Origin of the sequence: Saccharopolyspora galaxeae, assembly GCF_016526145.1 — a bacterium.
Classification (GTDB): Bacteria; Actinomycetota; Actinomycetes; order Mycobacteriales; family Pseudonocardiaceae; genus Saccharopolyspora_C; species Saccharopolyspora_C galaxeae.
The window spans coordinates 16,666-41,658 of record NZ_JADDUE010000002.1 but is presented as its reverse complement, the minus strand read 5'-3'; the positions used below and the strand labels follow the sequence as shown (position 1 = coordinate 41,658).

Here is a 24,993-nt window from a genome sequence, read left to right as displayed (position 1 = left end):
CCCGCTCAGTCACCTGCCTGCCACCGCGCCCGCCGCGGGTGCTGGGCTTTCGCCCTGGCGACTGAGCCGCGGACGCACGGCGTCCAATGCACCCCGGCCGCACGGCGTCCAATGCACCCCCGGACGCACGGCGTCCAATGAGCCGCAAGCGCGCGCGGCGTCCAATGGTTCACGGGCGCACGGCGTCCGACCCGCGCCGACGTCGCCCGATCGGGCTGGGACCGCGCCGAGTGAGGGGTCGTTCGTCCCGATGGATCGGGGCCTTCACTCCGCGGTCGCGGGATGGGTGGGCGCGGGTAGGTGCAGAGCGTGCGAGCCTTCCGGGCGGCCGCGTCGCCGTGGCTTCACCTGGCGGTCGGCGCGACGTCGGGCACCGGTGTCCGGATCGTCGCTCGTGGCGGCGAAGCTCGCCGGTGCCCGAAACATTGGAGGTCTGATGCAGATCCGGACATGTGCCCTGGTCATCGCGGTGGCCGGCGCGGCCGCACTGGCCACGCTCACGATCCCGGCCAACGCGGAGCCCGCCGGTCGGCCCGGGGCCGGCGAGGTCGAGGTCTTCGGCCATCGCGGCGCGTCCGGCTACCGCCCCGAGCACACCCTGGCCGCCTACGAGCTGGCCGCGCGGATGGGCGCCGACTACATCGAACCGGACCTGGTCAGCACCAAGGACGGCGTGCTGGTCTCGCGGCACGAGAACGAGATCAGCGGCACCACCGACGTCGCCGACCACCCCGAATTCGCCGACCGCAAGACCACGAAGGTCATCGACGGCGTCGAGCTGACCGGCTGGTTCACCGAGGACTTCACCCTCGCCGAGCTCAAGACGCTGCGCGCCAAGGAACGCATCCCGCAGCTGCGCCCGAACAACACGGCCTACGACGGCAAGTTCCAGGTCCCGACGTTCCAAGAGGTCATCGACCTGTCGAAGCGGCTGTCCGGGGAACTGCACCGGGACATCGGGGTGGCGCCGGAGACCAAGCACCCCAGCCACTTCCGCCGCATCGGGCTGCCGCTGGAGCCGGGCGTGGTGCGCGCGCTCGACGACAACGGCCTGAACCGGCCGGACGCGAAGGTGGTGGTGCAGTCGTTCGAGGTCGGCAACCTGCGTGAGCTGGACCGTTCGCTGCGCGTCGAGCTGGTGCAGCTGATCAGCGACAGCGGCGCGCCGCAGGACTTCATCGAGGCCGGCGACCCGCGCACCTACGCGGACATGGTCGAACCCGGCGGGCTGCGGCAGATCGCCGAGTACGCCGACGTGCTCGGGCCGGACACCAAGGTCCTGCTGCCGGTCGACGACAGCGACCACCTGACGAAGCCGACGACGGTCACCGCCGACGCGCACGCCGCGGGGCTCGAAGTCGTGCCCTACACGGTGCGTGCGGAGAACGACTTCCTGCCCGCGGACCTGCGCTCCTCGGCCGACCCGGCGCGGCACGGCGACGTGTTCGGCTACTTCGGCCTGCTGCTGGACCAGGGCATCGACGGGATCTTCAGCGACTTCCCGGACCTGGCCGTGCAGGCGCGCGACGGAATCAACTGATCCGGGCACATCCGAGCAAATTTGCTCGATGCGTCCGATTTGACGCTGATTCGGCGATCAGCCCTTCCAGTTGTGCCACTTTTCGGACGAGTAAGGCACAACTTCCTTGTTGGCGTAATCGTTCTTCGTCTGGTTCACGACGCCGGATCCTTGGGCTCCGTCGTAGACCGCGAGGAAGTCGCCGCCGTAGTCCTCGGTCTTGCCGTCCTTGGAGAACGTGATGTGGTAGCCCGCGTAGCCGGGAGCGGTGGTCGTCTTGCACTCGCCCGGCTTGGCGAAGTCGGTCGCGTGCGCACCGTCGTTCGTGACGGCCTTGGCATCGTAGCCGGAGCCTTCGTTGCAGACGGTCAGCTCGTTGTTCTCGCCCGCGCTCGCAACACCGGCCATGCCGGTGAACGCCAGCGCGCTCAACGCCAGACTCGCGCCCATCAAGCCGAGCACGGACGCGCGGCGACGCGGACGGGACTGCGTGTTCGTCGAATTCACAACATCTTCTCGCATGTCCCGAGCATCGCATCACGAGCGCAACGACCTACCAGGCCGGCGCACCGGCGAACGCCACTTCAGGGAATTCCCTCGTGTTTTCCGTCGACCTTTTCGGGTGTTCGACATTTCCGGTTTCAGGGAGATCCCGCACGAATCCGGAATCGGGTCCGGGACGAGCTGTACGGGTATCACCCTGATCGAGAAGCCGCGGCGGGCCCGGGTTCCGTCACCGTGCAGCGAGCCAGGTCCGGGGCGAGCCGACCGTCAGGACGCGGGGACCGGCGAAGGTTCGCGCGTCGGCGACTCCGCCGCCGCGTCGTGCCCGGCGAGCAATCCACGGCTGGCCAGCACCGGCCGCACGCCCTCGCCGAACCAGTACGCCTCCTCCAGGTGCGGATAGCCGGAGAACACGAACTCGTCGACGCCGACCGCGTGGTACTCGGCCATCAGGTCCGCGACCTCCTCGTGGCTCCCGACCAGCGCGGTCCCGGCACCGCCGCGCAGCAGCCCGATGCCGGACCACAGGCCCGGATGCACCTCCAGCTTCCGCGCGTCGCCGTGCAGCACCCCGCCGTGCAGCTCGGCCATCCGGCGCTGCGCGGTGGACTCGGTCTCGGCGAACTTCGCCTGCGAGGCCGCGACCTCGGCCGGATCCATCTGCTCCAGGAACCGTTGCGCGGTGGCCCAAGCATCCGCCGAGGTGTCGCGGGTGATCGTGTGCGCGCGCAGTCCGAACCGCAGCGTGCGGCCCTCGGCGGCGGCCAGCTCGCGCAGCCGCGCGATCCGCTCGCCCACCTTCGCAGGCGGTTCGCCCCAGGTCAGGTGCACGTCGGCGCGCCGGGCCGCGACCGGCAGCGCGGCATCGGAGGAGCCGCCGAAGTACAGCGGCGGCTGCGGATCGGGCACGTCGAACGCCGTGGCGCCGCGCAGTTGGAAGTGCTCGCCGTCGAAGTCCGCGGGCTCGCCGGACCAGATCGCGCGCATCGCGGCCAGGAACTCGTCGGTGCGCTCGTAGCGCTTGTCGTGGTCCAGCCAGTCCCCGTAGCGGCGCTGCTCCACGGACTCGCCGCCGGTGACGATGTTCAGCAGCAGCCTGCCGCCGGAGACCCGCTGGTACGTCGTCGCCATCTGCGCCGCGAGCGTCGGGGTGAGCGAGCCGGGCCGGAAGGCGACCAGGAACTTGATGCGCTTGGTGCGCCCCAGCAGCGCGGCCGTGGTGACCCACGCGTCCTGGCACCAGCTGCCGGTCGGGGTGAGCATCCCGGTGAAGCCGAGGTGCTCGACGGCCTGCGCGACCTGCGCCAGGTAGTCGACGTCCGGCTGCCTGGGCGTGTTCGCACCGGTGGCGGTGACGTGCGGACGGTCCACAATGGACCGCCCGTCGCCGTGGGTGGGCAGGAACCAGTGCAACGTGATGCTCATGGCGGCGTCCTCCCTGCGTTCGGAGATCAGGTCGACGAGCGGCGGCTCAGTGGAATGCGGCGAGCTGCGGCTGGAAGCGGGTGTCGACGTAGTCGGCGAACCGGAACGGGCGCGGGATCTCCTTGGCCTGCACGAACGCGTCCGCGAGTTGCTGCGAGGACCGGATCACCTCCGCGTCCAGCGGAATCGGCAGGTTCGGCCCCGCCTCGGTGGCCGGAGTCGTCACCTCGATCGGCAGTCCGGTGTCCTGCGCCCAGGCCCGCGCGCGTTCCGGCCGGTGCCGGTCCGAGAAGACCTGCGCCTTCGCCAGCCGCACCGCGAAGTCGGCCAGCGCGGTGTTGCGGGCCGGGTCGGCGAGCGCCGCGGTGCCCGCGATCAGGAAGTCGTAGCCGTTGGCGATGCCGGTGCCGTCGGTGAGCACCCGCGCGCCGGTTTCCAGCCGCACCTGCGAGAAGTACGGGTCCCAGATCGCCCAAGCGTCCACGTCGCCGCTGTTGAACGCGCCGAGCGCGTCGGCGGGTTGCAGGATCACCAGCTGCACGTCGTCCGGGCTCATGCCGATCTTGCGGAGGTTCAGCAGGATCTGGCCGTGCGCGGAACTGCCCCTGGCCACGGCGATCTTCTTGCCGCGCAGGTCCTCGACCCGCTGCAGCGGGGAGTCCTTGCGCACGACCAGCGCATCGCTGGTCACGTTGCCCCTGGACACCGAGATGGCCTTCACGTCGCGCTTCGCGGCCGCGGCGAACAGCGGCGGGGTGTTGCCGACGCCGCCCGCGTCGACGGCGTCCGCGGACACCGCCTCCAGCAGCGGAGGGCCGGAGGTGAACGTGGACCACTCGATGGCGTAAGGCGCGCGGTCCAGGCCCGCCGAGCGCAACAGGGACTGCGAATTGCCCTTCTGGTCGCCGACCCGCAGCCGCACCCTGCGGAGCTCTTCGGGTCCGACCCGGTCGGGCACCGGAACCGGTTCGTTCCCGCTCGGCGCGCTCGCGCACGCGGTCAGCGCGCCTGCGGAAGTGGTCAGTACGAGTGCGGACAGGAAGTCACGACGGCGCAAGGTCGTTCGCTTTCGTTCGGCGACGGCATCTCCCGGCGGTGCGGAACTGCTGGGCACCGGCCGGTGAGCGGGAACATGCGGCCGCCGAGCGGCGACCCGTCAACGCGGTCTTCGCCGGGAATCAGCGCATCCCGGCGCGAAGGATCAGCCGCGGTGACAGATCGCGCTGGCTTGGCGCCGGAGGTCGACGTGCAGGCGCCCGGTGAGGGCGGGGCGCTCGGACATGCGCGGAAGGTTCGCAGCAGCGCGATGGACCGTCAACGTGGTCCCAGCCAGTGATATCAAGCCGGAGTGAACGGAACTTTCGTCCCGCTAGATTGGTCAAACGGTCCGTTCACTCGGAAAGAAGTTGCGCGTCGGGGGCGACCGCGCGGCCCCGCGCGAGCACCAGCCGCTGCCGGTGCAGCGCGGCGAAGTCCGCCAGCGGATCGCCGTCGAGCGCCAGCACGTCCGCCGCGCACCCGGGAGCGAGCCGACCGACCCCGGTCAGGCCGAGCGCCTGCGCCGCACCGGTGGTGGCCATGTCGAGCACCCGTTCCGCGCTCCAGCCGACCGCCTCGACGTAGTAGTTCAACGCGCCCGCGTAGTTGTCGAACACCGAGGTCGGCAGCCCGCCGTCGGTGCCGGGCACGAACCGCACGCCGAACTCGTCCATCCAGCGCACCCGCTCGACCGCGGCTCGGGCACCCGCCTCGCCGGTGATCCGGGCGAATCCGGCCCAGTCCGGCGGGTAGGCGTGGCAGACGGTGATGCCGCGGCGGGCGATCTCGCGCGCGACGTCGTCGCGCAGGTCGGCTCCCTCGCCACCGGCGGCCTGCCACGAGCAGTGCTCCAGGGTGTCGACCCCGGCCTCGACCGCGGCCACGATCGCGTCGGTGCCGTGCGCGTGCGCGGCCACCGGAAGATCGAACTCGGCGGCCGTTTTGACCACCAGCGCCAGTTCGTCGCCGTCGAACTGGTTCTGCCAGGTGGGCGCCGATTCCCGGGTCATCTGGCCGCCGCTGGCCATCACCTTGATCACGTCGGCGCCGAGCTCGGCGTTGCGGCGGATCCGGTCGCGGATCGCCTCCGGGCCGTCCACTTCGCCGCCGAAGAACCAGCAGTGCCCCTTCGGCGGAGTGAGCGGCGGGCCGGAACCGAGCAGGCGCGGACCGGTGATTTCCCCGCGGTCGATCGAATCGCGCACCCGCAGCACGAGCCCGCCGCGATCCCCCAGGTCCCGCAAGGTGGTGACCCCGGCGCGGAGGGCCTGCTGCGCGCGACCGGCGATGCCGAGCAGCAGCTGCTCGTCACCGGCCTCCTGATACCGGTCCAGCATTCCGAAACCGGCATCCCAAACCAGGTGCACGTGGCCGTTGATCAAGCCGGGCAGCACGGTGGCTGCGCTGTGCCGCACGGCTTCGGCACCGGCTTGCGCTTCGACCTCGGCGCGCGGGCCGACCGCGGTGATCGTGTCGTCGTCGACGAGCACCGCTCCGTCCGGGATCCGTTCCCCGGCCGGGCCTACCAGCACTTGACCTGCGGTGATGAGTCGCTGCACCGGAACCTCTCATTCCTGCTCGGGCATGGCCTGGGCGAGCCGGACGAGCTCGGCCACGTCGCTGTCCACCGTCGTGTTCGCGGCAGCCGGCGCGGCGACCAGCAGCGGCGCGTCCGAGGAGGGCGTGTGCCCGCGCTCGCGCAGCCGCAGGGCGCGGCGCACCGCGGCCGCCTGCTCGCCCGGTGGGTCCGCGCTGCTGTAACCGACGTCGCGCAGCCAGGGCGAAAGCTTCGAAAGCCCGTCCCGGCATTCCACCGACCGGCGCCAGTACTCCCGGTGCAGCTGGCCGGGGGAGAGCCGGTCGCGCCACAGCCTCCCGGGTTCGCGCCTGGCGTGGTCGTCCAGCGCGTCCTCCGGGAACGCCGCGTGCAACGGCTCCCACAGCGGCCGCAGGGCGTGGAACGCCCGCCGGTGGCGCAGCCGCACCCGCAGCGCCGCGCCGCGGGCCGCGATCCCCACGGCCAGCAGGCCCGCGATCCACAACGTCGCGCCGAGGTCGATCAGCACCGTCGCAACGTTGGTCACCGGGGCGGGCGCGGTCATCCCGAGTCCGCGCAAGCCGACGTAGAGGCCGCGGCACGCCGAGGCGACGCCGAACAGCACCATGCCCGCGGCGGCCATCCACAGTCCGATCCGCGCGCGCACGCTGGACTCGCGCCCGTAGCGGGCCGCCCACACCGCGGAGCAAGTGGCGGCGTAAGCGAAGTAGCCGACCGCGACGAGGTAGAACGCGACCACCTCGGGCCGCCCGAGCGCGGCGTCCTGCAACCGGCCGCTGCTCGGGTAGGCGCCTTCCTGCAACGGCGCGGGGGTGCGGGCCATCGCCACCGCCAGCACCGCGCACACCACCAAGACCACGGCGCTTTCCCACCACACCCGCGCAGGCAGCCGCTGCTTGTGCAGCCCGCTGTCGAACCGCGTTCCCGAAGCCGAGAGCAGGAAGAACACCATGACCGCGCAGAAGCCAACGGCCAGCGAGCAGTTCTGCACGACCTTGCCGAGCCCCGGCGTGATCAGCTCGGCGCTGAGCACGCGCAGCGCCGCGATCACGAACCCTTCGCCCAGCAGCATCGCCAGCAGCGCGATGACGATCACGCGCAGCCCGCGGTCCTGCGGACTGCGCACGAGCCGGTAGGCGAACCACGCGGTCAGCGCGAGTTCCAGGTAGTCGATGACCTTCACAGCCAGTCGACCCGATCGCCGAGGGCGCGCTGCACGCTGCGCGCCCGGTCGCTGGCCGACGGCAGCGCCACGCCGGATTGGGCAGCCGCGCTGCCGAGCAGCAGCGTCGCGATCGTCTCGGCCTCCCGCTCGATCCCGGTCGTGTAGGAGGTCCGGCGCAGCGCCCCGGCGCTGTCGTCCGGGTCGATCTCGCTGAGGTCGCGCACCGTCTTGAGCGGGTGCTTCGCCAGCACGTGCCCGAGTTCGTGGGCGATGACGTGCTCCTGGTGCAGCGCGGTCGCGACGGCTTGGTAAAGGATGTAGAACGCGCCGGGGTCGTCCGGATCGGGCGCGTAGCGGACGGTGAGCCCGAACGGGCCTGCCGCCGGGAGGTCGAACGGCGCGGCGACGATCGGCGCCTCCCAGATCTTCGAGATCCGCTCGCACACCTCGGTCATGCTGGTCGGGCTGTCGATCCGGGCGCGTCGCATGATCTGGCGCAGTTCGCGGCGCAGCCTGCTCTCCTCGCGCCTGCGCCGCCATCCGCTGGGCGAACCGTTGACCATCGTCCCTCCGCTCGCGCTCGTCCGGGGCCGGTGCCGAGCCCCCTGCTCAGCCGGATGAACCGCGCTGCTGGTGCAGGAACCGGATGAAGTCGGCGACCTGCTTGCGCTCCGGTTCCGGGAGCTCACCGGCCCGGTTGAGCAGGACCGGGAGCTCGTCGGGAACCCCTCGCCCGGAATCGCCGCGGCCGGTGAACGAGTCGGTCGTGGTGCCGAACAGGTCCGCGAGCGCGCGCACCAGGTCCCACGCGGGCGCGTGGTGCTTGTTCACCAGACCGGACAGGTGCTGGCGCGAGATCCGGTATCCGCGCTCGGTCAGCGCCGTGGCCACCGCGGGGATCGTCCACGGTTTGCCGCTGTCCTGAACTCCTGCGTCCATCAGCTCGCGCAGCCGCGCGGCGAACGCCTCGCGTGCGTCATCCGCCTCAGCCATCACGACGCCTCCTATCCGTACCCCCCGAGCTTGTGTCAAGCATGTACGACAGTACCGTCTTGAATGTTTGACACGCTAGGTGCCCGCACGTACGGTTCACACCGAGGCGCGTCAAAAATACCTGACGCGCTGCGGACGCCACAACGAGTCCGGATCCGGTGCGGGTCCCCGGAGCGACCTGGGGGTTTCCGGGGACCCGCACCGCTGGGCGCCGGGAGGGGCGCCGCGCGACCGCGGCGGAGGCGTGCACGCCGGTCCGAGCCGGCGCGCGGAACTCAAGCCATGGTGTGCCGGACGATCGTGTGATCGCGGCCGGGACCGACGCCGATGGCGGACATCCGGGCCTCGGTGAGCTCTTCCAGCCGCAGCACGTAGTTCTGCGCGTTCACCGGCAGGTCCTCGAAGGTCCGCGCGTGGCTGATGTCCTCCCACCAGCCCGGCATCTCCTCGTAGACCGGCACCGCGTGGTGCACCCCGGTCTGCGTCATCGGCATCTCGGTGACCCGCTGCCCGTCCACGTCGTAGGCCACGCACACCGGGATCGTCTCCAGCCCGGAGAGCACGTCGAGCTTGGTCAGGAAGTAGTCGGTGATCCCGTTGACCCGCGTCGCGTAGCGCGCGATCACCGAGTCGAACCAGCCGGTGCGCCGCGAGCGGCCGGTGGTGACGCCGAACTCGCCGCCCTGCTTGCGCAGGTTCTCGCCGGCGTCGTCGGTGAGCTCGGTCGGGAACGGGCCCGCGCCGACGCGGGTGGTGTAGGACTTCAGGATCCCGATCACCGCGGTGATCTTCGTCGGGCCGATGCCGGAACCGGCGCAGGCCCCGCCCGAGGTCGGGTTCGACGAGGTCACGAACGGGTAGGTGCCGTGGTCCACGTCCAGCAGCGTGCCCTGCGAACCCTCCAGCAGCACCGTCTCGCCGCGGTTGATCGCCTGGTTGACCAGCAGCTTGGTGTCCGCGATCCGGCCCGCGAAGCGCTCGGACTGCTCCAGCACCGTGTTCACGACCTCGTCCGGGTCCAGCGCGCGCCGGTTGTAGACCTTGACCAGCAGCTGGTTCTTGAACTCCAGCGCGGCCTCGACCTTCTGCCGCAGGATCTTCTCGTCCAGCAGGTCCTGCACGCGCACTCCGACGCGGGCGACCTTGTCCTGGTAGGCCGGGCCGATGCCGCGGCCGGTGGTGCCGATCTGCTTCTTGCCCAGGTAGCGCTCGGTGACGCGGTCGATCGCCACGTGGTACGGCATGATCATGTGCGCGTCGGCGGACAGCAGCAGCCGCGAGGTGTCCACGCCGCGCTGCTCCAGCCCTTCGAGCTCGTCGAGCAGCACGCCCGGGTCCACCACGACCCCGTTGCCGATCACGTTCGTCACGCCCGGGGTGAGGATGCCCGAGGGGATCAGGTGCAGCGCGTAGTCCTGACCGTCCGGCAGCACCACGGTGTGCCCGGCGTTGTTGCCGCCCTGGTACCGGACGACCCACTGCGCCTGCTCGCCGAGCAGGTCGGTCGCCTTGCCCTTGCCTTCGTCGCCCCACTGGGCTCCGATCAGCACGATCGCCGGCATGTGAAACTCCAACCTGACTGTGGGTGCGTACCGGGCGGTCCCCGCCTCGACGCGGCACCGATGCCGGTCGATCAGGATAAACCAGGAGCGGAACGTGAGTACGACTGCACTGTGCTGCGGAAACGCCGGGCACGCCACGCAATCGGCCGGTGACGGCGTGCAGTGGCAGCAGGTGCCCGAGATGCCCGGCCGGGCCGATGTCGATCCGCTGCTGCCGGACGGTCCGGGGCGGGTCGTGGTGCGCGGCTCGGACGCCGACCTGGCGGCGGTCGTGCTGCGGTTGCTGCGCAAGAACCGGATCGCCGACCTGGCCGTGGGTTACGTGCCGGTGCGGAAGTCGCCGGCGACGAGGCTCTGGGGCCTGCCCGTGGGACCGGATGCGGTGCAGGTGGCGCTGCACGGAGCGGCTCGTCCGGTGCCGCTGGTGCGGGACGACTCCGGCGGACTGCTGATCGCCTCCGGGCTGATCGCCCCGATCACCGGACAGGTCTACTGCGACGACCAGCGGGTGCTCAACGGTCCGGCGGTGCGCCTGGAGGTCTCACCCGACCCGGCCGCCGAGCCGCTGGCGGAACCGACCTCCGACCCGATGTCGGCCATGCTCGAACCCGCCGCGGACGGGCTGCTGGTGACGACCGTGCGGCGCGGGCTGCTGCGGCAACGCCGCGAAACCACCAAGGCACGCGCGGTGCAGGCGGGCTTCCGGGACACGACCGTGCACCGCGACGGCGCCGAACATCCGCGGCCGGTCGGCAAGTGGGTCTGGTACCGGCACACCGAAGATCTGCAGCTCGCGCTGCGGGCGGCGCCGACCGGCAAAAGGTGAACATCGTGGCGCTTTCACGCCAAGTCACTCCATAGTCACTTTGCGGCATTGCCACGGCCACTTCGCTCCGTGAAGGTCAGGATCGACACCGCCGAGCAGCCTTGCGGAGGACTCGATGACCACGAAGCAATCCCTGCGCGCGGCGCTGACCGCGCTCCCGCTGGCCGGCGTGCTGACGCTGGGCCTGGCGACACCGGCGGGCGCCGAGCCGCCGGGCATCCCCGACCCGGCGACCGCGCAGGCCGAACTCGGCGAACTCGTCGTCGCCCCGGAAGGTTCGCTGGACGGCTACGACCGCGACAAGTTCCCGCACTGGAACGAGGGTTCCGACGGCTGCAGCACCCGCGAGGCGGTGCTCAAGCGGGACGGCGAGAACGTCGAGGTCGGCTCGGACTGCTACCCGACCTCGGGCACCTGGAACAGCCCGTACGACGGCGGATCCTGGACCAAACCGTCCGATTTGGACATCGACCACGTGGTGCCGCTGGCCGCGGCCTGGCGCTCCGGTGCCGCGCAGTGGTCCCAGGAGCAGCGCCAGGCGTTCGCCAACGACCTGGAGAGCCCGCAGCTGATCGCGGTCACCGACAACGTCAACCAGGAGAAGAGCGACCAGCCCCCGGACCAGTGGCTGCCGCCGGAGGCCGGCTACCACTGCACCTACGCGTCGATGTGGATCGGCTCGAAGCACAAGTACGAGCTGACCGTCACCGAGGCGGAGAAGGGCGCGCTGGAACAGGCGCTCGGCACCTGCTGAGCATCCCGGCGGCGGCGTTCCGCAGTGGACGCCGCCGCCGGCTCAGCTGTGCTCGCCCTCGCGGCGGGGGTGCAGCGGCGGCAGCGCCGAGATCGCTTCGGTGCGGGTGAGCCCGCTGGCCTGCAACAGGTCCACCGCGATGGATCGCACCTGCAACACCACGACCTGCATCGAGAAGTCGCCCTCGCCCAGCAGTTCCACCGATGACGCGCGGGCGACCGAACGCGCGGTCTCCCGCGCCTGCAACGGTTCCACCCCGCTGGCCAGCTCATCGCGCAGCAGCACGACCGAACCCGCCAGCTCCTCCAGCAGGCCCGGCAGCGGGTGCGGAACGGGCTCGCCATCGCGCAGCGCGGCCAGTGCGCGCCGCGCGAGCACGCGCGTGTTGCGCAGCGCCCGGTCGATCGGCGTGGCCGCCGACTCGTAGCGCTCCAGGTCGCCGCGGCGCCGCCAGCGGATCGGCGCGAACTTGGCGATCTCGCCGCCTGCCGTGAGCGCGGTGCGGAACTCGTCGACCAGCTTCTGGCTCTTGCGCGCCCCCGCCAGCGTGTCCGAAGCCAGGTCCGGGTCCCGGCGCGCGACCGCGCCCGCGACGCCGCGCAACCCGTCGGCCAGCGCGCCCAGCACCAGCCGCCCGTTGCGGTGCGCCACCGCGAGCGGGTTCGCGGGCAGCAGCACGGCGACGACGAAACCGACCATGCCGCCGATCGCGGCGTCGATCATCCGGGTCCACCCGCCCGCGCTCAGCGGCGGCAGCAACGTCGCCACCAGCACCGACGACGAGGCCGCCTGCATCACGATGACGCCGCCGCTGTCGGTGAGCACCGCCGTGCTCATCGCCAGCGCGACGACCAGCGCGATCTGCCACGGCCCGGTGCCGATCTGCGAGATCAGCACATCGCCGACGCCGATGCCGATGCTGACTCCGACCACCAGCTCCAGCGACCGCCGCATCCGCTGGCCCAGCGACACCCCCAGCGAGATCACCGCGGCGATCGGCGCGAAGAACGGCTGCGGATGCCCCGCCACGTGCTTGGCCAGCCACCAGGCGAGCCCGGCCGCGACCGCGCACTGCACGATCGGAGTGCCGGTGCGCAGCAGGCGGCGCAGCCGGCGGATCAGTTCCTGGCGAAGTCGATGCACGGGCGAGATTCTCCGTCACCCGAAAGCCGACCTGAAGTGATCAGGGCGCTTACTCAGCGGGGTTCTTTTGAAGAAGCGGCGAAGCCGCTTGCGCCGACCACCCGAGCAGCCGGCACCGCCGCGGGTTCTCAGGCGTCTGCTCGCGAGGACAGCTCCGACGCCTAGTAGGGCGCTACTTCAGGAGGAGATCCCGCAGCGAGCAGACGTCTGAGGTTCCGCCACGCAACCAGCTACGCAAAACACCTTCTACAGACCGGTCGCGTCGAGCGAGGCCGGGTCGCTGTCGAGGAGGAGTTGCCTGCAGCGGTCGTACTCGTCCTGCTCGCCGATCGAACCCGCCGCCTTGGCCAGCACCGCGACCGCGCGCAGCACGCCCTGGTTGGGGCGGTGCCGCCACGGCACCGGGCCGAAGCCCTTCCATCCGGACTTGCGCAGCGCGTCCAGCCCGCGGTGGTAGCCGGTGCGGGCGTAGGCGTAGGCGGCGATCACTTCGCCCCGCTCCAGCGCGGTCTCCCCGAGCTGCGCCCACGCGGCGCTGCACGTGGGGTGCTCGGCGGCGACCTGGGCCGGGTCGTTCCCGGCGTCCAGCGCGGACTGCGCCTGGGAGTTCTCCGGCAGCAGCGTTTCCGGCGGTTCCAACAGGTTCGTCATGGCGCCATCCTGTCACCCGGCACACGAACGCCGCCCCAGCCTCGGCCGGGGCGGCGTTTCGGATCAGCGAGCCGCTGCTCAGCCGGCCAGCATCCGGCCCGCGGACTTGAGCGTCTCGCAGCCGTTGGCGACGCGGGCGGCCATGGACTGCTCGGCGGCCTTGAGGTAGCTGCGCGGGTCGTAGACCTTCTTGTTGCCGACCTCGCCGTCGACCTTGAGCACGCCGTCGTAGTTCTTGAACATGTGCTCGGCGATCGGGCGGGTGAACGCGTACTGCGTGTCGGTGTCGATGTTCATCTTCACCACGCCGTAGGAGACCGCCTCGTGGATCTCCTCCAGCAGCGAACCGGAACCACCGTGGAAGACCAGGTCGAACGGCTTCGAGCCGGCGGGCAGGCCCAGCTTCCGGGTGGCGACCTCCTGGCCCTGCTTGAGGATCTCCGGGCGCAGCTTCACGTTGCCCGGCTTGTAGACGCCGTGCACGTTGCCGAAGGTCGCGGCCAGCATGTAGCGGCCCTTCTCGCCGCCGCCGAGCGCGTCCACGGTGTGCTCGTAGTCGCCCGGCGCGGTGTAGAGCTTCTCGTTGATGTCGTTGCTGACACCGTCCTCCTCACCGCCGACGACACCGACCTCCAGCTCCAGCACGATCTTCGCCTTGGCCGCGTTGTCCAGCAGCTCGCTGGCGATCTGCAGGTTCTCGTGCAGCTCGATCGCGGAGCCGTCCCACATGTGCGACTGGAACAGCGGGTTCTCGCCGCGGGCGACGCGCTCCTGGCTGATCTGGATCAGCGGCCGGACGAAGCCGTCCAGCTTGTCCTTGGGGCAGTGGTCGGTGTGCAGCGCGATGTTCACCGGGTACTTCGCGGCCACCACGTGCGCGTACTCGGCGAGCGCGACGGACCCGGTGACCATGTCCTTGACCTTGGTGCCGGAGGCGAATTCCGAGCCGCCGGTGGAGACTTGGATGATGCCGTCGCTCTCGGCCTCCGCGAAGCCGCGCAGCGCCGCGTTGAGCGTCTCCGACGAGGTCACGTTGATCGCGGGGTAGGCGAACTCGCTCGCCTTGGCCCGGTCCAGCATCTCCGCGTAGACCTCGGGGGTGGCGATGGGCATCGGTCGTCCTCCTCGGGGTGGAGTGAATCTTGGCGGCGGGAGATGCGCCGAATCCTACGAGGGCGCGCTAGGTCCGCGCGGCCCTCTTTCAGACAGCGCTACCCGTTCGCGTCACAGTGAAAACAACTTGATCGGTCTGGTACTGCACCGTTGTCGGAATCCTCACACGAGCAGCGGTCCGACCTGCCGATCGATCAAGAAACCCAGGCGCCGGTGACGGTGTTCCACTCGCGGATGGTGGCCGAGGCCAGCGCGCCTTCCTTGAGGTACGGGTCCTCGTCGAGCAGGGCCTGCACTTCCGCGTCGTCGGCGGCCTCGTAGATGATCTGCGCGCCCCTGCCGTCCGCGTACGGGCCGCCGGCCAGCAGGATCCCCTTGTCCGCCAACGACTTCGAGTACTCCCGGTGCGCCGGGCGCACCGCGAGCCGGTGCTCCTCGTCGTCGCCGTAGACCATCTCGACCACGAACTTCGCCATTGCGGACCTCCCTGACTACTCCGGCGGCGCGGACCCTACCGCCCGTGGGACACGCGGGACCGCGAGCCGGGTAGCTTCATGGCCATGCTCGGGGATCATTCATCGGGGGTCGAACGCAGCGTCGAGAAGACCTTGGGCCATCTGCGCGCGATCGACACCTCGGCCACCGCGACCGACGGCCAGCCGCTCACCCTCGAAGACCTCTACCGCCAGCAGCGGATGCGCATGGTGCGCCTGGCGATCCTGCTCGTCGACGAACCCGCGACCGCGGAGGACGTCGTGCAGGAGGCGTTCACCGGCCTGTACCGCAACTGGTCCGGACTGCGCGATGCGAACGCCGCGCTCGGCTACCTGCGCACCGCCGTGGTCAACGGCAGCCGGTCGGTGCTGCGGCGGCGCAAGACCGCGCGGGAGTACCAGCCGCCGCACCAGGCCGACGCGCGTTCCGCGGAGTCGCTGGCGATGCTCACCGCCGAGCACCAGTCGGTCGTCGCCGCGCTGTCCGGGCTGCCGCCGCGGCAGCGGGAAGTGCTCGTGCTGCGCTACTACGGCAACCTCTCGGAGGCCGAGATCGCCGAGGCCACCGGGGTCTCGAAGGGCACCGTGAAGTCCACCGCCAGCCGCGCGCTCGAAGCGCTGCAGAAGATCATGCGGACCGAGTGATCGCGGGCAACACCACATCGAGCTGGTGTAGACCACTCGCGCGCCCGTGGCGGAAGATGGACGGCACACCGTCCGCGGCGGTTCCGCCGCCGGTCCGCGCGGTGCGGCCCCGGTGAACCGGGTACGCCGGGCGCAGCGCAGAACGGAAAGTGGGTACGACCAGTGCACAGCGCGCACGACGACACCGGTGTCCGCACGATCGCCGCGAGCCGGATCGTCACGCCGCAGGGCGTGCTGGAACCCGGCTGGATCCGGCTCTCCGGTGCGAGCATCGCCGAACTCGGCAGCGGCACTCCGCCTGCGAGCACCGACCCCGGTGCGGGACCGGCGGACATCACCGACCTCGGTGCGGGCTGGCTGGTACCGGGCTTCGTCGACATCCACTGCCACGGCGGTGGCGGCGGCTCGTTCACCGGCGTGGAACTCGACCAGGCCGAGGCGGCGCTGGCCGCGCACCGCGCGCACGGCACGACGACCATGCTGGCCAGCCTGGTGTCCGCGCCGCTGGCCGACCTGACCAAGCAGATCTCGGCGCTGCGCGAACTCGTCGAGGACGGGCGGCTGGACGGGATCCACTTGGAGGGCCCGTTCCTGTCCGCGGCCCGCTGCGGCGCGCACGACCCGGCGGTGCTGCGCGCGCCGGACCAGCAGTCGGTGCGCAAGCTGCTCACCGCGGGCCGCGGCGCGGTGCGGATGGTGACGCTCGCCCCGGAGCTGGACGGCTCCGTCGAGGCGGTCCGCGAGCTGGCCGATGCGGACGTGATCGCCGCGATCGGGCACACCGACGCGGTCCGCGAAGACATCGTGCCCGCAGTGGAGGCAGGCGCGACCGTGGCCACGCACCTGTTCAACGGGATGCGCCCGCTGCACCACCGCGAACCGGGGCCGGTCGGCACGCTGCTGGCGGACGAGCGGGTGACCGTCGAGCTGATCTGCGACTTCGTGCACCTGCATCCCACGGTGGCCGGCCTGGCCGCGCGGCACGCGGGCGCGGGGCGGACGGTGCTGGTCACCGACGCGATCAGCGCGACCGACGCCGGGGACGGCACCTACGAGCTGGGCAAGCTGCCGGTCACGGTCTCCGGCGGCGAAGCCCGGCTGGCCGACGGTTCGCTCGCGGGCAGCACGCTGACCATGGACACGGCGTTGCGCAACCTGGTCACCGGCTGCGGCCTGTCCGTGCCGGAAGCGGTGGCCGCCGCCGCCACCCGGCCCGCCGAGCTGCTCGGCGCGGGCGACCGCGTGGGGGCGCTGCGCCCGGGACTGGCCGCGGACCTGGTGTTCCTGGACGAGGAGTTGACGCTGCGCCACGTGATGAAAGACGGCTCGTGGGTGAGCTGATCACCGCAGCGCCCGCGATGCGGCCACGGCCGAGCCGGACGCACCAGTGCGCGATCCTTCGTTGTCGCACTCTTTAACCTGGACTCATGGACAACCAGCCGGAGAACCCGGAGCGCGTGCTCTCGGCGGCATTGCGCGCCCAAGCGGCCGGTGGCGACCAACGGGAGCAGCCGCCGGCGCCCGCCCCGACGCCCACCGGGAAACCCGGGAAAACCGCCCGCCCCCGGCTGCCGATCGCGTCGGCGCTGGTGTTCGCCCTGCTGCTGGGGCTGGCCGCGGGAGCGATCCTCGCGTTCTTGTCCCTGCCGTGAGCCCGGTGGAGCCCCGCTGAACCGGATCCGCGCAGGTCACGTCGATGACCGGGCTGGGCACGCAGGCACACCGGGTACCGGTACCGTTGGCGGCCGTGACCACCGAACTCCCCGCGATGCTGCACGCCGCAGCCCCGGAGAACCTCGCGCTGCTGCCGTCCTGGCTGGACCCGGAGAACATCATCCGCTCGCTCGGACCGTTCGCACTGGTCGGCGTCTGCCTGATCATCTTCGCCGAGTGCGGCCTGCTCGTCGGCTTCTTCCTGCCCGGTGACTCGTTGCTGTTCGTGGCCGGCCTGTTCGTCGGCACCGGCGCCATCAGCACGCCGATCTGGCTGACCTGCCTGCTGCTTTCGCTGTGCGCCTTCATCGGCAACGTGACCGGTTACTGGATCGGCCGGAAAGTCGGCCCGGCGCTGTTCAACAAGCCGGACTCCAAGCTGTTCAAGAAGGAGCACGTGGACAAGACCCACGAGTTCTTCGAACGCTACGGCGCCCGCGCGATCATCCTCGCCCGGTTCGTGCCGATCGTGCGCACCTTCATCACCGCGGTCGCCGGCGTCGGCCAGATGGATCAGCGCAAGTTCTTCGCCTACTCCGCCATCGGCGCGGTGCTGTGGGCGGCGGGCATGACCGTGCTCGGGTTCTTCCTCGGCAACATCCCGTGGATCAAGGAGAACCTGGAGGCGATGGCGATCGTGATCGTGCTGATCTCGATCCTGCCGATCATCTTCGAGTACGTGCGCAACCGCCGCACCAAGGCCACCGACGCGGCCTGAGCCGTTGCCCGCCGAGCCTGGTCGTTACCAGGCTCGGTCCGGGTTCGCGTGTTGCGCGACCCAGGTGTGCATCGCGATCCCGGCCGCGACGCCCGCGTTGATCGAGCGGGTGGAACCGAACTGGGCGATGGACACGACGACGTCCGCGGTCCCGCGGGAGTCCTCGCGCAGCCCCGGCCCTTCCTGACCGAACAGCAGCAGGCAGCGCCGCGGCAGCGGGGTGCGCTCGATCGGGGTGGCGCCGGGCGTGTTGTCCACGGCGACCACCGACAGCTGCTCGCGGGAGGCGAACTCGCGCAGCGCCGCCAGGTCCGGGTGGTGGTGGATGTGCTGGTACCGGTCGGTGACCATCGCGCCGCGCCGGTTCCAGCGGCGGCGGCCCACGATGTGCACCGCGCGGGCCGCGAACGCGTTTGCGGTGCGCACGACGGTTCCGATGTTGTGGTCGTGCTGGAAGTTCTCGATGGCCACGTGGAAGTCGTGCCTGCGGGTGTCGAGATCGGCGACGACGGCCTCGCGGCGCCAGTAGCGGTAGTGGTCGACGACGTTGCGGCGGTCGCCGCCTTCCAGCAGCTCCGGGTCGTAGCGGTCGTCCTGCGGCCACGGACCTTCCCACGGTCCGACGCCGACGCTGGTACCCCACTCGGTGGGGCCTACCTGGTCCTGGTCCTGCACTGTCCGGTCGGCTCCTCGTCAGGCCAGCCCGAGATCGGCCAGGCCCAGCAGCGAGCGGTACGGCACTCCCGCCGCTTCGATGGCTTCTTTCGCCCCGGTGGCGCGGTCCACCACGGTCGCCACCCCGGCGACCTCGGCGCCCTGTTCGCGCAGCGCATCGACAGCGGTGAGCACGCTGCCGCCGGTCGTAGAGGTGTCCTCCACCGCCAGCACCCGCTTGCCTGCGACGTCCGGGCCTTCGATGCGCCGCTGCATGCCGTGCGACTTGGCGTCCTTGCGGACGACGAAGGCGTCCAGCGGGTCGCCCCCGGCGTGCAGCATCGCGGCGGCGACCGGGTCCGCGCCCAGCGTCAGGCCGCCGACGGCGGTGTAGTCCCAGTCCGCGGTGAGCTCCCGCAACAGCGAGCCGATCAGCGGAGCAGCGGCGTGGTGCAGCGTGGCCCGGCGCAGGTCGACGTAGTAGTCGGCCTCCTTGCCGGAGGACAACGTGACCTTGCCGTGCACCACGGCGAGATCGGTGACGAGCCGGGCGAGTTCGGTGCGCTGCCGCTGGTCGAGCTGGTTCACGAACCGCCAGCATACGCACCGCGACGCACCCGCCCGGGCTGCAGGGTTCAAGTGCGGCAGGGTTCAAGTGCGGCAGGGTTCAAGTGCGGCAGGGTTCAAGTGCGGCAGGGTTCAAGTGCGGCAGGGTTCAGGTGCGGCCGGGAACGGTGCGGGTGACGATCGCGCGCTGCAAGCCGAACGGGATGAGCTTGCCGACCGTCACCAGGGCCTTGTACTGCGCGCCGGGGATCGACACCGACTTCCCGCGCCGCAGGTCGGCCAAGCCCTCGTGCACCACGTCGTCGGCGCGCAGCCAGAACAGCTTCGGCAACCGCCCCATGTCCAGCCCGGCCCGCTGGTGGAACTCGGTCCGGGTGAACCCGGCGCACAGCGCCAGCACCCGCACTCCCGAGCCGGTCAGCGAACCGGCGAGCCCGGCGGAGAAGGTCGTCACCCAGGACTTCGTGGCCGAGTAGGTGGAACCGGACACCGAGAAGAACCCGGCGACGCTGGAAACGTTGATCACGTCCCCACCGCCGCGCGCCCGCATCCCCGGCACGGCCGCGTGGGTGAGCCGCAGGACCGCCGCGACGTTGAGGTCGAGCTGCTTGCGCAGCGTTTCCGACTCGGTGTTCCAGAACGCACCGGAGGTGCCGAACCCGGCGTTGTTGACCAGCAGGTCCACCGGACGGCGCTCGTCGGCGACGCGCCGCTCCACCTCGGCGAGCTGCTCGGCGTCGGCGAGGTCGGCGGCGAGCACTTCCACCTCGACGCCGTGCCGTTCGCGCAGGCTTGCGGCCAGTTCCTCCAGCCGCGCGGCGTCCCTGGCGACCAGCACCAGGTCGTGGCCCTCTGCGGCCAGCCGCCGGGCGAAGGCGTTGCCGATCCCGGAGGTCGGGCCGGTCACGAGTGCGGTAGGCATGGGTGGCACCGTAACCGGTTCGGTCGAACGGACCGGTTTCAGGACTGGTTTTCCGAGTGCTCCCGCTGCATCTTCACGGTGTCGTTCGTGTCGGCCGGGGAGGTCGCGCCGGTGCGGCCGGTGCGCTCGGTCGGTTCATCGTCGGGCGCTTCGGTGTCGTCCTCGACGTCGAGAACTTCCGTGCCGTTGTCGACGTCGAGAAGGTCGGTGCCGTTGTCGACGTCGAGAACGTCCTCGTCGGCCCGCTGCTCGTCCGCGGCGTGCTCCTGCTCGTTGGGATCCGTCTCGAACGGGTCGATCAAGTCCGCGAGCTCACCCAGCGAACGCAGCAGGCGTTCCAGCCGGGCCGGGTCGGCGGCGTCCGGTTCGATGGCGGCCAGCACCCAGTCCTGCTCCAGCCACACGACGGTGACGTCGCCGCCGACCTCTTCGGCCGCCTCGACCATGGCCGGGGTGACCAGCGGGCGGGCCGCGGCGACCTCGGTGACGAAGGCGTAGCGGGACCCGACCGGGCCGAGCAGGTCCAGTCCGGAGTCCTGCGGCACCGGCACGTCCGGCTGCCACAGCTCGATGGTGGTGCTGACCTTCCGGCGGCACCGCACCCCGGCGAGCACGGTGGCGACCCTGCCGCCGACGGTGAGGTCGAGGACGTAGACCTGCCTGCGACCGTCCGCGGTGAACGTCGACCCGGCGACCACGTCGGTGGCGCTGCCGCCGTGGTGCTGGGCGAGCGCGCCGCGCTCCCACCTGCTCGGCAGCACTTGGTCGGCTTCGGCGAACTGCCAGCCGCGCAGCGCGGCCCAGCGGCGGCGTTCGCGGTTGGTCGGGGCGCGGCGCGCGCGGTCGGCGATCAGCAGCGCGACACCGGCCGCGACGGCTACGACGGCGATCAGGAACCAGACCCAGGCAGGGATACCCACACGGGCAGGGTAGTCCCGAGGTCCGCCACCGCGAAGATCGCCGGGGCCCTGCGTCGCGAATTGCGCCATCCGTGCCATGTGCGCTGGGCGGACGACCCTCGGAGTGATCAATCGGACACGCACGGGCGTGTGCGCTGAGCTGTCCGGGCGGTGGCCGGGGGCGGTGCACGACCCGCTCGCGGCAGCCGGGCTCAGGCGAGGTCGTCGGGCTCCCGCATCGCGTGCACCTCGCTCCAGTCCGGCTCGGCGCCCGGAAGCGCGGCACGCGCTCCGGAAGCCCGCAGGCCCTCGATCGCCAGCGCCAGGTAGCGCGAGCGGAGTTCGGCACGCCGCGGCTCATCGGTCGGCAACGCCGGGTTGAGGTGTTTGAACAGCAGCACCACGTCGGCCGCCACGAAGTCGCCGCGCAGTTCGCCTGCTTCGTGCGCGGCGCGGACCAGGGCCTCGACGGCCTCGGACATCTCCTGGCGCGCCTGCCGGTACTCCGGCGAGTGCGGCTGGTCGTCCGGCGGCAGCACGGTGCCGACTCCGCTGTCCTCCGCCAAGCAGCGGAACAGGAATCGGGTGAACGCACGCCACGGATCGGCTTCCGCGGCACGGGCCTCGGCGGCTTCGGTCGCGATCCGCTGCAGGCAGCTGATCCGCACTTCCTCGGCGAGCTGCGTCTTGCTCGGGTAGCGCCGGTAGATGCTGGCCACGCCGACGCCCGCGCGGGCGGCCACTTCCGAGATCGGGGCGTTGAAGCCCTGTTCGGCGAACACTTCCCGGGCCGCGGTGATGACCCGGTCGGCATAGCTGATCGGCCGCTGCGCTGTGGTCACGACCACACTCTACGCCGGAGCGGAATCATCCGTTCCGCGGGCGGGTTGCGGCGGAGCGGAGTCATCCGTTCCGCAAGGAGGAGGATCATGTCCGCTCCGCAGCTCGCGCTCGACCGTCCCGCCGCCGCACTGACTCCGCGGCGGACGCTGACCCGGCGACAGGCGTTCTGGTCCGTGGGCGGGCTGCTGGCGCTGTTCCTGATGGCCTCCACCGCGCCTTCCCCGATGTACGCGATCTACCAGCAGCGCTGGGGATTCTCGGCGACGGTGCTCACCGAGGTCTTCGCCGTGTACATGGTCGGCATCCTCGCGGCGCTGGTGCTGCTGGGCGGTTTGTCGGACCGGATCGGCAGGCGTCCGGTGCTGCTGGCCTCGGTGGCGCTGGAGATCGTGTCGATGGTGGTGCTGGCGTTCGCGCCCGGCGTGGGCTGGCTGTTCCTGGGCCGCGTGCTGCAAGGGATCGCCACCGGCGCGGCGACCAGCGCGATCAGCGGTTCGCTGCTGGATTTCCAGCCCGCGGGGACGGGTCGCGGAGCCACGATCAACGCGGTCGCCGCCGGTGCGGGCATGGCGGTCGGCTCGGCGGCGGCCGGGTTGCTGGTGCAGTTCGCACCGATGCCCACGACGCTGAGCTACCTGCTGCTGATCGCCGGGTTCGCGGTCTCGCTGGCGGTGCTCTGGGCGATGCCCGAGCCGGTGCTGGTGAGCGGGTCGCTGCGCGACTCGTTGCGACCACAACGACCCACCGTGCCCGCGGGCCGCGGGAAGGTCTTCGCGCTGCTCGCGACGACGATGCTGGCGACCTGGTCGGTCGGCGGGATGTTCATGTCCCTCGGGCCGTCGGTCGCCAAGGGCCTGGTCGGCGGAGGCTCTTACCTGATCGGCGGTCTCGCGGTGGGCGCGGTGACCGGCGTCGGTGCGATCGCGCAGCTGCTGCTTTCCGGATGGAGCGGGCGGCGTTCGGTCCGCGTCGCGGCTCCGCTGCTGATCGTCGGGCTCGCCGGAGTCGCGGCTTCGGTGCTCGTCGGCAGCGCCGCGATGTTCTTCGGCGGAGCCGTGGTGCTCGGGATCGGCTGGGGACTGATGTTCGTGGGCGGGTTCCGGCTGATGACGGCGCTCGCCGATCCGGACAGCCGCGCGGGCACCGCGTCGATGATCTACGTGGTGGCGTACCTGTCCTCGGCGGTACCGAGCGTGGTCCTCGGGATCCTCACCACCCACATCGGCCTGACCACCTCGACGCTGATCTTCGCGATCGCCGCCGCGCTGTTCGCCACCGTCGCCTGGACCAGCACCCACGTCCGCACCTGAGCGCGTCCGCTCCTCCCGCGGAATTTCCCGCCCGACACGCCCACACGCCGCCCGACCAGCGCAGTTCCGTTCGGAGTGAGGGACCTATTCGCCCCGATAGAACGGTCGATGGAGTCCTTCACTCGGGACCTCCGCTCCGCTTCGCACGGTTTCGTTGTGAGTGAACGGCCTGTTCGCCCAATCTATTCGGACGAACGGTCCGTTCGCTCGGGAGATCGTTCGTTGGGAGACGAGTGCGGGGGCGCGCCGGGGAGGAGTGGCGTGCCCCCGCCGGCCTCCGGTCGCGCGGCGCCGTGTCGGGGCTGGGCGTCGCGGCGGGCGGGAGGCCGTCCTCGGAGTCCGGCGGTGGAGGGGCGGGAGAGCCGCTCGGGCCCGAGGAAGTTCAAGGATCAGCCGAAGAATCCGGTGATCTTCGGGAGTTCGCTGCGCAGCACCGCGTTGCACGCTTCGCACGTGGGGGCGCGGACCCAGTCGAGCTCGGCCACCTCGGTGGCCAACGACACGGTGCTGCCGCACACCGCGGTCGCCTCGGTCTGCCCGCACCAGCGACGACCGCGGAAGGCGTGCCGCACCACATCACCGCTCGGCCGCCAGAAATGCCGCGCGGACACCTCAGACATCGCAGGCATCCAGACACTTCCGGCACGCATCACGGTCGAACTCCCCATCCGGACACTCGCCACGCCGCAGATGCAACGGCCCGTACACGAAAACCCCGCACACCGCCGGCAACACACCCCCATCCGTCCGCCGCACCACGTGCCAGAACGAATCCACCGGCCCACACGACGCCGCCCACACCGACACTCAGCACCCCCAGTCAATTCCTTTACCAGCCTTACCTTTGAATGATCGACACGGGTAACTGCCGGATCAATACCCCGATCGAGGGGTGATCTTTTCGGCGCGGGACCGTAGCCTAATTTTCATGACCGGAAAATCGGAGAACACCCCGAAAGCTCGGGCGCTCGGTGCTGAACTGCGCGAGTGCCGGTTCGAAACCGGCCTGACCCAGCAGCAGCTCGCCGACCGGATCGGCGTCAGCTACGTCTCGGTCTCCCGCTACGAAACCGGCTCGCGCTCACCGAAGCCCGAGGACGTGGCACAGCTGCTGACCGTCCTCGGCGTGACGGGCGACAGGTACAGCCGGCTTGTCGACCTGTCCCGCGGCGCGGACCAGCCCAACTGGCTCGACACCGGTCAAGGAATCCGGAAGGAACTGACCAGGCTGATCGAGTTCGAACGCACGGCGACCAAAATCACGGACGTCGCGATCGGCGTCATTCCAGGCCTATTGCAAACAGCTGACTACGCGCGATCCGTCATGGCCGACATGGCTACCGATGAGATCGAGCCGTACGTGGCCATGCGAGTCGGCCGCCGTGAAGTTCTGCACCGAAAGAATCCGATCAACTTCGACGCCTTCATCTCCGAAAACGTGCTCCGAGACAGGTTCGCCGGAGCGGCGACCATGCTCGAACAGCTCCGCCACCTAGAATCGATGGCAGAGCTCGAGAACGTCACCATCAATGTGATCCCCGCGGTTTCCGAACGCTGGCACCCGGCGCACGCTGGCGCTTTCATCTTCTTCGACTTCGCCAAGACCACGCCGATGGTGCATTTGGAGCACTACGCATCCGGCGTCTTTCTCTATGGCGACGACGAAGTCAGCCCCTATCGATCCGCGTTGGCTACGCTGCAACAGGTAGCGATGGACCGAGACCAGTCGGCAAAACTCATCGCCACCACCGCTCGCGAGCTGGAAGGTGCAGATCCATGACGGAACCGACGAACTGGCGCAAGTCCAGTCGTTCCCAGCAAGTCTCTAGCTGCGTCGAGGTAGGCAGGCTCCCATTAGGCGCCGCGGTGCGCGACACCAAGAATCGCGCGGCCGGTTACCTCACCGCGGACAGCACTCAGTGGTCCGCGTTCCTCGCAGCGATCAAGTCCGGCCGCTACGACCGCTGACACGCGTGC

At 70.7% G+C, this 24,993-nt stretch carries 29 protein-coding genes; 10 read left to right on the top strand and 19 right to left on the bottom strand.

Features of this window, described 5'->3' with window-relative positions:
* Positions 1 to 436: 436 nt before the first annotated feature.
* A complete protein-coding gene (locus tag INP57_RS04395) occupies positions 437 to 1,540 on the top strand; it encodes a glycerophosphodiester phosphodiesterase (protein ID WP_200068767.1) in 1,104 nt (367 codons plus the stop codon).
* A gap of 57 nt (positions 1,541 to 1,597) precedes the next feature.
* On the opposite strand, the gene INP57_RS04390 is transcribed toward INP57_RS04395, so the two are convergent.
* From INP57_RS04390 to INP57_RS04355, 9 genes are all read right to left on the bottom strand, one after another.
* Entirely contained in the window at positions 1,598 to 2,041 is a 444-nt protein-coding gene (locus INP57_RS04390; RefSeq protein ID WP_200068766.1) for a hypothetical protein, read from the bottom strand.
* Positions 2,042 to 2,290: 249 nt separating this feature from the next.
* Positions 2,291 to 3,448 (bottom strand): LLM class flavin-dependent oxidoreductase, encoded by a 1,158-nt coding sequence (locus INP57_RS04385; protein ID WP_200068765.1) that lies wholly within the window; start codon positions 3,446 to 3,448, stop codon positions 2,291 to 2,293.
* A 46-nt stretch (positions 3,449 to 3,494) separates the two neighbouring features.
* Positions 3,495 to 4,505, bottom strand: coding sequence for an ABC transporter substrate-binding protein (locus INP57_RS04380; RefSeq protein WP_233626917.1), 1,011 nt, complete (start codon positions 4,503 to 4,505; stop codon positions 3,495 to 3,497).
* A gap of 144 nt (positions 4,506 to 4,649) precedes the next feature.
* Complete coding sequence (locus INP57_RS30475; RefSeq protein WP_367269018.1) at positions 4,650 to 4,730, bottom strand: putative leader peptide; 81 nt, start codon at positions 4,728 to 4,730, stop codon at positions 4,650 to 4,652.
* A gap of 109 nt (positions 4,731 to 4,839) precedes the next feature.
* Positions 4,840 to 6,045, bottom strand: a complete 1,206-nt coding sequence (locus INP57_RS04375) for an amidohydrolase family protein (RefSeq protein ID WP_200068764.1) — start codon at positions 6,043 to 6,045, stop codon at positions 4,840 to 4,842.
* A gap of 9 nt (positions 6,046 to 6,054) precedes the next feature.
* Entirely contained in the window at positions 6,055 to 7,227 is a 1,173-nt protein-coding gene (locus tag INP57_RS04370; RefSeq protein ID WP_200068763.1) for an MAB_1171c family putative transporter, read from the bottom strand.
* The gene (locus INP57_RS04365) at positions 7,224 to 7,772 is read right to left on the bottom strand and encodes a M48 family metalloprotease (protein WP_233626915.1); all 549 of its coding nucleotides are present in this window, start codon (positions 7,770 to 7,772) and stop codon (positions 7,224 to 7,226) included. The genes INP57_RS04370 and INP57_RS04365 overlap by 4 nt, the downstream gene beginning before the upstream one ends.
* 46 nt (positions 7,773 to 7,818) lie before the next feature.
* A complete protein-coding gene (locus INP57_RS04360; RefSeq protein ID WP_200068762.1) occupies positions 7,819 to 8,202 on the bottom strand; it encodes a hypothetical protein in 384 nt (127 codons plus the stop codon).
* Between the two features lie 275 nt (positions 8,203 to 8,477).
* Complete coding sequence (locus tag INP57_RS04355) at positions 8,478 to 9,764, bottom strand: adenylosuccinate synthase (RefSeq protein WP_200068761.1); 1,287 nt, start codon at positions 9,762 to 9,764, stop codon at positions 8,478 to 8,480.
* A gap of 94 nt (positions 9,765 to 9,858) precedes the next feature.
* Between INP57_RS04355 and INP57_RS04350 the strand changes: the two genes are divergently transcribed.
* Entirely contained in the window at positions 9,859 to 10,590 is a 732-nt protein-coding gene (locus tag INP57_RS04350) for a hypothetical protein (RefSeq protein WP_307849903.1), read from the top strand.
* Positions 10,591 to 10,705: 115 nt separating this feature from the next.
* Positions 10,706 to 11,344, top strand: a complete 639-nt coding sequence (locus INP57_RS04345; protein WP_200068760.1) for an HNH endonuclease family protein — start codon at positions 10,706 to 10,708, stop codon at positions 11,342 to 11,344.
* A 42-nt stretch (positions 11,345 to 11,386) separates the two neighbouring features.
* On the opposite strand, the gene INP57_RS30185 is transcribed toward INP57_RS04345, so the two are convergent.
* From INP57_RS30185 to INP57_RS04325, 4 genes are all read right to left on the bottom strand, one after another.
* Positions 11,387 to 12,487, bottom strand: coding sequence for an FUSC family protein (locus INP57_RS30185; RefSeq protein WP_307849902.1), 1,101 nt, complete (start codon positions 12,485 to 12,487; stop codon positions 11,387 to 11,389).
* 246 nt (positions 12,488 to 12,733) lie between these two features.
* A complete protein-coding gene (locus INP57_RS04335; RefSeq protein WP_200068759.1) occupies positions 12,734 to 13,138 on the bottom strand; it encodes a DUF3151 domain-containing protein in 405 nt (134 codons plus the stop codon).
* A gap of 78 nt (positions 13,139 to 13,216) precedes the next feature.
* The gene (fbaA, locus tag INP57_RS04330; protein ID WP_200068758.1) at positions 13,217 to 14,251 is read right to left on the bottom strand and encodes a class II fructose-bisphosphate aldolase; all 1,035 of its coding nucleotides are present in this window, start codon (positions 14,249 to 14,251) and stop codon (positions 13,217 to 13,219) included.
* A gap of 194 nt (positions 14,252 to 14,445) precedes the next feature.
* Complete coding sequence (locus tag INP57_RS04325; RefSeq protein ID WP_200068757.1) at positions 14,446 to 14,727, bottom strand: YciI family protein; 282 nt, start codon at positions 14,725 to 14,727, stop codon at positions 14,446 to 14,448.
* An 84-nt stretch (positions 14,728 to 14,811) separates the two neighbouring features.
* On the opposite strand from INP57_RS04325, the gene INP57_RS04320 reads away from it, so the two are divergent.
* The 4 genes from INP57_RS04320 to INP57_RS04305 all read left to right on the top strand — a co-directional run bounded on the left by INP57_RS04320 (position 14,812) and on the right by INP57_RS04305 (position 17,821).
* Positions 14,812 to 15,390 (top strand): SigE family RNA polymerase sigma factor, encoded by a 579-nt coding sequence (locus tag INP57_RS04320; protein WP_374220912.1) that lies wholly within the window; start codon positions 14,812 to 14,814, stop codon positions 15,388 to 15,390.
* A gap of 162 nt (positions 15,391 to 15,552) precedes the next feature.
* Positions 15,553 to 16,731, top strand: a complete 1,179-nt coding sequence (gene nagA, locus INP57_RS04315) for an N-acetylglucosamine-6-phosphate deacetylase (RefSeq protein WP_200068755.1) — start codon at positions 15,553 to 15,555, stop codon at positions 16,729 to 16,731.
* Between the two features lie 86 nt (positions 16,732 to 16,817).
* Complete coding sequence (locus INP57_RS04310) at positions 16,818 to 17,042, top strand: hypothetical protein (protein ID WP_200068754.1); 225 nt, start codon at positions 16,818 to 16,820, stop codon at positions 17,040 to 17,042.
* A gap of 116 nt (positions 17,043 to 17,158) precedes the next feature.
* Positions 17,159 to 17,821, top strand: coding sequence for a DedA family protein (locus tag INP57_RS04305; protein ID WP_200069331.1), 663 nt, complete (start codon positions 17,159 to 17,161; stop codon positions 17,819 to 17,821).
* 24 nt (positions 17,822 to 17,845) lie between these two features.
* On the opposite strand, the gene INP57_RS04300 is transcribed toward INP57_RS04305, so the two are convergent.
* From INP57_RS04300 to INP57_RS04280, 5 genes are all read right to left on the bottom strand, one after another.
* Complete coding sequence (locus tag INP57_RS04300; RefSeq protein ID WP_200068753.1) at positions 17,846 to 18,496, bottom strand: TrmH family RNA methyltransferase; 651 nt, start codon at positions 18,494 to 18,496, stop codon at positions 17,846 to 17,848.
* A gap of 18 nt (positions 18,497 to 18,514) precedes the next feature.
* On the bottom strand, positions 18,515 to 19,063 hold the full coding sequence (gene pyrE, locus INP57_RS04295) for an orotate phosphoribosyltransferase (RefSeq protein WP_200068752.1): 549 nt from the start codon (positions 19,061 to 19,063) through the stop codon (positions 18,515 to 18,517).
* A gap of 127 nt (positions 19,064 to 19,190) precedes the next feature.
* The gene (locus tag INP57_RS04290) at positions 19,191 to 19,964 is read right to left on the bottom strand and encodes an SDR family NAD(P)-dependent oxidoreductase (protein ID WP_200068751.1); all 774 of its coding nucleotides are present in this window, start codon (positions 19,962 to 19,964) and stop codon (positions 19,191 to 19,193) included.
* A 38-nt stretch (positions 19,965 to 20,002) separates the two neighbouring features.
* Positions 20,003 to 20,884, bottom strand: a complete 882-nt coding sequence (locus INP57_RS04285) for a TtfA family protein (protein WP_233626911.1) — start codon at positions 20,882 to 20,884, stop codon at positions 20,003 to 20,005.
* Between the two features lie 191 nt (positions 20,885 to 21,075).
* A complete protein-coding gene (locus tag INP57_RS04280; RefSeq protein WP_200068750.1) occupies positions 21,076 to 21,705 on the bottom strand; it encodes a TetR/AcrR family transcriptional regulator in 630 nt (209 codons plus the stop codon).
* A gap of 87 nt (positions 21,706 to 21,792) precedes the next feature.
* Here INP57_RS04280 and INP57_RS04275 point away from each other — a divergent pair, with 87 nt between their 5' ends.
* Entirely contained in the window at positions 21,793 to 23,016 is a 1,224-nt protein-coding gene (locus tag INP57_RS04275) for an MFS transporter (protein WP_200068749.1), read from the top strand.
* 389 nt (positions 23,017 to 23,405) lie between these two features.
* Here the strand turns inward: INP57_RS04275 and INP57_RS04270 are convergent, their stop codons facing one another.
* Positions 23,406 to 23,636, bottom strand: a complete 231-nt coding sequence (locus INP57_RS04270) for a hypothetical protein (RefSeq protein ID WP_233626908.1) — start codon at positions 23,634 to 23,636, stop codon at positions 23,406 to 23,408.
* Between the two features lie 308 nt (positions 23,637 to 23,944).
* Between INP57_RS04270 and INP57_RS04265 the strand changes: the two genes are divergently transcribed.
* Both INP57_RS04265 and INP57_RS04260 read left to right on the top strand, forming a co-directional pair.
* Complete coding sequence (locus INP57_RS04265) at positions 23,945 to 24,796, top strand: helix-turn-helix domain-containing protein (protein WP_200068748.1); 852 nt, start codon at positions 23,945 to 23,947, stop codon at positions 24,794 to 24,796.
* A complete protein-coding gene (locus INP57_RS04260; protein WP_200068747.1) occupies positions 24,793 to 24,984 on the top strand; it encodes a DUF397 domain-containing protein in 192 nt (63 codons plus the stop codon). The genes INP57_RS04265 and INP57_RS04260 overlap by 4 nt, the downstream gene beginning before the upstream one ends.
* The last annotated feature ends 9 nt before the right edge of the window (positions 24,985 to 24,993 follow it).